The sequence below is a fragment of the Bacteroidales bacterium genome, assembly GCA_018334875.1.
Classification (GTDB): domain Bacteria; phylum Bacteroidota; class Bacteroidia; order Bacteroidales; family UBA12077; genus JAGXLC01.
The window spans coordinates 1-6,734 of the sequence record JAGXLC010000023.1; the positions used below are offsets into that span (position 1 = coordinate 1).

Annotated in this window: 6 protein-coding genes; 4 read left to right on the forward strand and 2 right to left on the reverse strand. The window is 40.3% G+C overall.

The annotated features are described in order from the left end of the window. Positions 1 to 2,864, reverse strand: a 2,864-nt coding sequence (locus tag KGY70_03620; GenBank protein MBS3774253.1) for a hypothetical protein, incomplete at its 3' end; no start/stop codon positions are given. Positions 2,865 to 2,926: 62 nt separating this feature from the next. Further along, positions 2,927 to 3,403 carry a 23S rRNA (pseudouridine(1915)-N(3))-methyltransferase RlmH gene (gene rlmH, locus KGY70_03625; GenBank protein ID MBS3774254.1) on the reverse strand — a complete coding sequence of 159 codons (477 nt, stop codon included), beginning with the start codon at positions 3,401 to 3,403 and terminating at the stop codon, positions 2,927 to 2,929. Positions 3,404 to 3,554: 151 nt separating this feature from the next. Here rlmH and KGY70_03630 point away from each other — a divergent pair, with 151 nt between their 5' ends. The 4 genes from KGY70_03630 (at position 3,555) to pdxH (ending at position 6,491) form a co-directional block, all read left to right on the forward strand. Further along, the gene (locus tag KGY70_03630; protein MBS3774255.1) at positions 3,555 to 3,962 is read left to right on the forward strand and encodes a DUF4783 domain-containing protein; all 408 of its coding nucleotides are present in this window, start codon (positions 3,555 to 3,557) and stop codon (positions 3,960 to 3,962) included. Continuing rightward, entirely contained in the window at positions 3,949 to 4,803 is an 855-nt protein-coding gene (nadC, locus tag KGY70_03635) for a carboxylating nicotinate-nucleotide diphosphorylase (protein MBS3774256.1), read from the forward strand. Before KGY70_03630 ends, nadC begins: the two co-directional genes overlap by 14 nt. A gap of 129 nt (positions 4,804 to 4,932) precedes the next feature. Then, positions 4,933 to 5,853 (forward strand): YihY/virulence factor BrkB family protein, encoded by a 921-nt coding sequence (locus KGY70_03640; protein ID MBS3774257.1) that lies wholly within the window; start codon positions 4,933 to 4,935, stop codon positions 5,851 to 5,853. Next, on the forward strand, positions 5,850 to 6,491 hold the full coding sequence (gene pdxH, locus KGY70_03645) for a pyridoxamine 5'-phosphate oxidase (protein ID MBS3774258.1): 642 nt from the start codon (positions 5,850 to 5,852) through the stop codon (positions 6,489 to 6,491). The genes KGY70_03640 and pdxH overlap by 4 nt, the downstream gene beginning before the upstream one ends. Positions 6,492 to 6,734: the final 243 nt, after the last annotated feature.

A 6,734-nucleotide genomic window follows, 5' to 3' on the forward strand; every position in this document is an offset into this window, starting at 1 on the left:
AGTTTTTGCTGAATCAACCGAAGGGGCCTGGTTATCGTGTTGGATATCAATACCGCCACCACAGTCCCCAGAATAATTAAAAACACATAAATATTTACCATCACCATGATGATTGTATAGATTTCTTTCTGAAGCGCCTGTTGTCTGGTAAAATAGGGTATATTCAAATAGGCCAGCAACTGATTGCGGTCATTATAAAAAGGAACATAGGCAGAATGATATTTCATATTCCCAATCACCTCATCGTGTATGAACCGGGGTAGTTTGTCATCCGATAATTTATTGTAAGCAACCGGATTCATCCGCCGGCTTATCAAATTCTTGTCAAAAATCTGCGGCCGGGAAGTGGATAGCAATTGCCCTTCGAGGTTGTATAAATTCATATCCACATAAAACACATTCGAAAATTTGGTCAGCAGATCGTTGAGATAACCACTGTATTCCTGGGTAAGGGTATCTTCAGTGCCCAGTTCGTTTTCCATTTCAACAATCAGCGATTCCATTTTTTCACTTATGTTTTCTTTCTGTTGTTTCTGAAACTGTTGTGTTGTATAATAAACCGTGCCAGTACCAACGGCTATCATAGAAAGTATCAGAAGGAGCACCATGGAGAGCTTGATCTTATTCTTAAAATTGTAATGGAACTTGCTTATATTTTCGGGGAATCCGAAAATAAATATAAATAGCAGGGTGACCAGATAAAAGAAGGCAAAGATATAGGAAAACTGGGCCAATAAATCAAGAAATCCCTTTAAAGGCTTGCTAATGACGATCACCGAACCTTCTCCCATATTATATATCAAGTGGCTGTAATCCTGATAATCCTTAAAAGTATATTCGCCGGCGGTTTCAAAGCGCGGGATCAGTTTCATGGGATAGGAATAATCGCCGGACCTTCGTATCAATTCGCTGTATTTATATTTGGCATAGGAATAATCCTGCAGCGGCCCGGGATCAGTAAGCTCTTTGGTGAGCAGAAGCTCAGGATATCCGAGGTGATCGCTGGTCAACTTGGAATCCAGAGAAATATACAAAGTAGATTCCTGGTATTGATCCCCTTCATGATACTTTATAATCCCTATATAGCTTATTCGGCCATTAAGGTTATCCAGGTAGTAAAAATTGCTGTTTCCAACAGAAATACCATCTTCATCAAGCATTTGATCGAAAAACGTGTAGCAATGATGCTGCTCGGTTCGGTTATCAAGAACAACGCTAAGCTGATCATTGGGTGCACAAACTGATACCTGGAGATCATACTTATTGAAATAACCGTCAAAATATTCGGTTCTCAGGTAATCGAATATCTTTCTCTCATTATCCAAATGACGTCTCATCCATTGAGCAATCCTGTTATCAGATGCAACTTGCTCTCCCCTTCTTTGCAATAACAATTCCCCAACCCGGTCTCGTTCACTCTCCAGATTAGCAACAAGCACCTTGCGCTTATTTCTCTCTTTAACCTCAGTATGATGATGAATAAACAACATGATAAAAACTACCGATATCAACATAAGTACGATTAAACGCGGATAATTGTAGCTGGTATTAAAAAAAACAATCAGAGCCACAAGGAGGTGTGTAACATAAAAAAACGCAATGGTGTACCATTGCAAAGATACTCCGTACTGATTAGCAATTGCCAAAGCCCCGAGGGACAATGGTAAAAATATCCACACAAATTCCTTATAATTGACAACCTTCCTTATCTTATCAATAAAATAATCAATCCAGAGAAAATAAATAAAAAACAAAATAAATAGGGTCAGTAACATCAAAAGACCGGAAAACTCCAGATCAAAGAAGCGGTGAAAATCAAAGGAAAAACTGGAGTTGAAGACCAATGAACGAAAAAGATACCAGATCAATCCAAAGAATGCGATATTTATTAATGAACATAGGAAAGAAATCCCTATGGCGGATAATTTTGAGTATTTTTTCATGCCGCCAACCGGTCTTAAATAACGGGTTGCCAGCCAGACAACAAACCAAAGGCAAACCAGGTGCAGCATAAGATCCCCCAAATTAGGAATAAGACCAGAAGAGGCATAAAATGAAGGATCAAAAATTTGCAATTGATAAAGGTTGTCAGGAAACTGGAAATGAACGGAAAAAAAACGTATCGCTCCCAGAAAAACAACAACCATTATAAAGAGCCAAAACCTTTTTGTATAGTCTATAGTTTGCCGTAACAGCCGACCGATAAACAAAAACAAAAAAACAAAAGCAGCGAGAAACAAAACAACCGACAGGTAATACATGAAAGAAGCTCCTCTTTCAAATTCCGAAGGGTAAAGCGAAAAAAGATATCGGCCCTCTCTGTCTTTTATGGCGATTCCCTGATCAGAATCTTTTATAATCTCTACATCCGCCGGAAGTGTAAAATCTTCCTGAAATGTGCTCTTCAAATAATGGTTTTCATAGGAGTAATTTTTTTTCAATAGTCCAATTCCCACCACCCGGAATGAATCGGTTTGCTCCTCGCGGATATAATACCAACCGTTTCCAAGTTGGCTCACACTGTGATCCCTGACAGAATCAAGGGAACTTACCGGTACTGTATTGGTATTCCAATATTGAAGCTGGTTTTCATAAAATACATAAAGTGCCAGACCCCTGGATTGAAACAGGTTTGAATAATTGGAAAAGAAAGAAGGTTCAAGTTCATCCGGGCCCAATTCAGAAATCTTACCGGTGATATTCGACACATGCTCGTCGATCAAGTCTTGCTTTGAATATAGTGTACCAACAAATGCTTCCTTATCAATTTCCTGTTTCTTATACTTATCAAAAGAGGCATTCATAAAGAGGCTGGCAGCAAAGCACAGCAAAAATAACCCCGAAAAAACCAGCAATCTGTACATTTTAAGAATCTATTTTATAACATTTGTTCATTCAATATCATAAGGAATATCATTGTCATCAATCAACCGCCATGATGATAGGGTTCGCCGTGGATAATTGTAAATGCCCGATATAGCTGCTCAGCAAAAACCACCCGTACAATCTGGTGGGAAAAAGTCATTTTTGAGAAAGACAGTTTCATATCCGCCTTTTCATAAAGCCCATCAGAAAATCCGTAAGCTCCGCCTATAACAAATGTCATAGTGCGGGTACCCGAGTTCATAAACTTCTGAATCCACTTTGCAAATTCCGTGGAATTCATTTGTTTTCCACGCTCATCCAAAAGTACAACAATGGAGTCACCGGGTAATGCTTTCAGTATCTTTTGCCCTTCTTTTTCCCTGATTTCCTTCTCAGAATATTTTTTGGATGCTTTGATGCTGCTGATCTCTTCAATATCAAAACGGATGTACTTATTAATTCTTTTATGGTATTCCCTCAAAGCGTCCGCTATATATTCCTCCTTATTTTTTCCGACTACCAGAACCTTAATCTTCATATAGACCAAATTTACAAAGAAAAGTATAAAATACTCCTGTCGGCGTCGTTATTTCAATGATGTGCGCATCAGATGCATAACCCACTTTTTTTTATAACACGTATAACAATGGTTCAATTTTTGCATTATTTAAGAATAAACTTAACATACCATGAATGTGTACACAAAAATAATACCTCTGCTTGTTATTTTTACTTTATTTTTTAACAAAGCGGTTACGGATACCGCGCAGGAAATCCCCAATGATATTGCCGTAGCTTTTAAAGTAGGCACAGCGAAAGAACTTGCCAGATTTTTTAACGATAACCTGGAACTTGCGGTGGATGAAAAAGAGGATATATATAGTAAATCCCAGGCAGAGCGAATCATGGACGATTTTTTTGTTAAACACCCCCCGAAAAATTTTAAATTTATCCACAAAGGGGGTAAAGAGGATGCTCAATATGCTATAGGAAGGCTTCAGACCTTTGAAGGAAATTTTAGGGTATACATGCTTTTAAAACCTCAAAAAGGCCAATTGCTTATCCATCAACTGCGTATTGAAAATGAAATTGAATAACAACCATCTCCAGAGCATACTTGAATTAGCCGTAAAAGAAGATATAGGTGACGGGGACCATTCCTCCCTGGCCTGTATTCCCAAAAGAAAACAGGGAACATCCCAGCTTCTTATAAAGGAAAAAGGTATTATCGCAGGTATAGACATTGCCCGCAGGGTTTTTGATATCATTGACCCGAATCTCCGGACCGAATTATACATCTCTGACGGAAACAAAGTAAACAAGGCGGATATTGCTTTCCAGGTTAAAGGAAAGGTTCGTTCCATTCTGCAGGCGGAAAGACCAGCTTTGAATTTCCTGCAGCGGATGAGCGGTATAGCCACCCAAACCAGACTGTATGCCGATAAGTTAAAAGACCTGAACACAAAGGTTCTGGATACAAGAAAGACCACTCCGGGCTTGCGTATTCTGGAAAAACAGGCTGTAGCCCTTGGTGGCGGGTCCAATCACCGCATGGGGCTCTATGATATGATCATGCTCAAAGACAACCACATTGATTTTGCAGGAAGCATTGATAAAGCCATCCGCAAGACTCTGAAATACCTGCACAAACAGGAAAAAAACCTTAAGATTGAAGTTGAAGTGAGAAACCTGGAGGAAGTCAGGGAAGTTATGCAAACAGGCGGGGTAGACAGGATCATGCTTGATAACTTTAATACGGAAGACACCAAAAGAGCTGTTGAACTGATCAACGGTATGTTTGAAACCGAATCCTCAGGAAACATTACATTGGAGAACATCCGGCAATATGCTGAATGTGGTGTGGATTATATCTCAGTTGGTGCCCTCACTCATCAGATCAAGAGCCTTGATATGAGCCTCAAAGCAATAGACTTTTAAACTTCAGGCTTTCGGAAGACCCTCCCCATTTGTTTGGCCACCTTTTCATCGATCCAAATTTCTTATTATTTTTAGCCGCAATATTATTATTAACAAAACTCAAACATCAGGAACATTAACTTCACCAGTATGGATATCGGAAAAAGAAACGAGGGTATTATAAATTTAATAAAGAGGAGATCCAAACGGATAAGCCTCCCGGGATTCTATAGTATTCCCCTTTATGAAGTAATCAAATTCTTCATAGATGGATTAAAAAACGGAGCATTGACTACCCGGGCATCCTCGGTGGCATTCAACTTTGTGCTGGCCATGTTCCCCGGCATCATTTTCCTTTTTACTCTTATTCCTTACATCCCGATAGATAATTTTCAAACGGAGCTTCTGAATGTCTTTCAAAACATCCTGCCCCAGAATGCTTTTAATCTTTTGAAATCTACCCTGGTGGATATTATAATGACCAAAAACTGGGGCCTTTTGTCTTTCGGTGCACTGGCCAGTTTGTTCTTTTCAATGAACGGCATCCACGCTCTGATAGACGCTTTTAATTCCACCCACCACTATATAGAAACCAGGAGTTGGATCACGCAGCGGTTGATATCACTTGGTCTTGTTTTCATCCTGGCTACCCTGATCACTTCTGCCACACTGCTGATCATATTAAGCCGGACAGTTTTAAATATGCTGGTTGAACAAAACATACTTGAATATGGTATAACCCTTTACCTGATACTAATCGGACAATGGGTTATCATCATTTTATTTCATCTTTTGGCCATATCGTTCATATATTATCTGGCACCGGCCAAAAGGCCTAACTGGAACTTTTTTTCACCCGGAGCCATATTCGCCACCTTTCTGACAATTATGGCTTCTGTAATCTTCTCATTATTCATCAATAATTTCGGCCAGCTTAACAAGCTGTACGGCTCCATTGGCACTTTGATGGTGGTACTGATTTGGACCTACTTCAATTCTCTGGCTTTAATACTTGGTTTCGAGCTCAATGCAAGCATCAGCAGTGCCAAAATCAAATCAAAATATTCATGAGATACAATTTATCACATATCAGAAGAGAATACGCCCAAAGATCGCTCTCTAAAAATGATGTGGACAAAAACCCCTTCAGACAACTGGAGCGCTGGCTCGATGAAGCAGTTCATGCAGAGGCATATGAGCCCACAGCCATGATCCTTTCCACATCCGATGCAAAGGGAAGGGTTACCTCCCGCACTGTACTGCTGAAAGAGATGAAAACAGAAGGACTGGTTTTTTATACCAATTACAATAGTTTAAAAGGCCGGCAGTTAAAGGAAAATCCGTTTGTTTCTGCCCTCTTTTACTGGGCTGAACTGGAAAGTCAGGTTCGGCTGGAGGGTGTAACAGAGAAAGTCCCTCCAGAAGAATCCGACCGTTATTTTGAATCCAGACCGGAAACCAGCAGGATCGGCACCTGGGCCTCGGATCAGAGCACCGAGATCCCCGACCGGAAATACCTGGAACAAAGGCAACAGGAATATTCAGAATATTTCCGCAACAAAAAGATCGAACGGCCTCCCCACTGGGGCGGTTATCTGATCAGGCCTACACGCTTTGAATTCTGGCAGGGCAGAGAAAACCGGCTGCACGACCGGATTGAATATTCACTGGAGGAGAAGAAGTGGGTGCTCAGAAGGCTGGCGCCATAAATTTCTTATAGGATACTTCGGGGATAGGAAGTTGCCGGATGCCCGAAGGTCTTTAACCTGCTGTAGCATTAATAAGTTATATACCTAATTTGAACAAGCCAAAACCAAACAGGATGCTTTCAAGGAATTTAATGTGTTTCCGTTTTGGTTTGTCCAAATTAGAAATCAATATATTGATCCATCTGATACCGGCTTAGCGGTTTTGAACCGCTTAGCCGGTGGTTTGCGTCAACTTTTTCTCAG

Bases quoted from the DNA above. Each gene is read 5' to 3' on its own strand.
- nadC (MBS3774256.1), top strand. From the start codon at position 3,949: ATGAAATTGAATAACAACCATCTCCAGAGCATACTTGAATTAGCCGTA.
- rlmH (MBS3774254.1), bottom strand. From the start codon at position 3,403: ATGAAGATTAAGGTTCTGGTAGTCGGAAAAAATAAGGAGGAATATATA.
- KGY70_03640 (MBS3774257.1), top strand. From the start codon at position 4,933: ATGGATATCGGAAAAAGAAACGAGGGTATTATAAATTTAATAAAGAGG.
- KGY70_03630 (MBS3774255.1), top strand. From the start codon at position 3,555: ATGAATGTGTACACAAAAATAATACCTCTGCTTGTTATTTTTACTTTA.
- pdxH (MBS3774258.1), top strand. From the start codon at position 5,850: ATGAGATACAATTTATCACATATCAGAAGAGAATACGCCCAAAGATCG.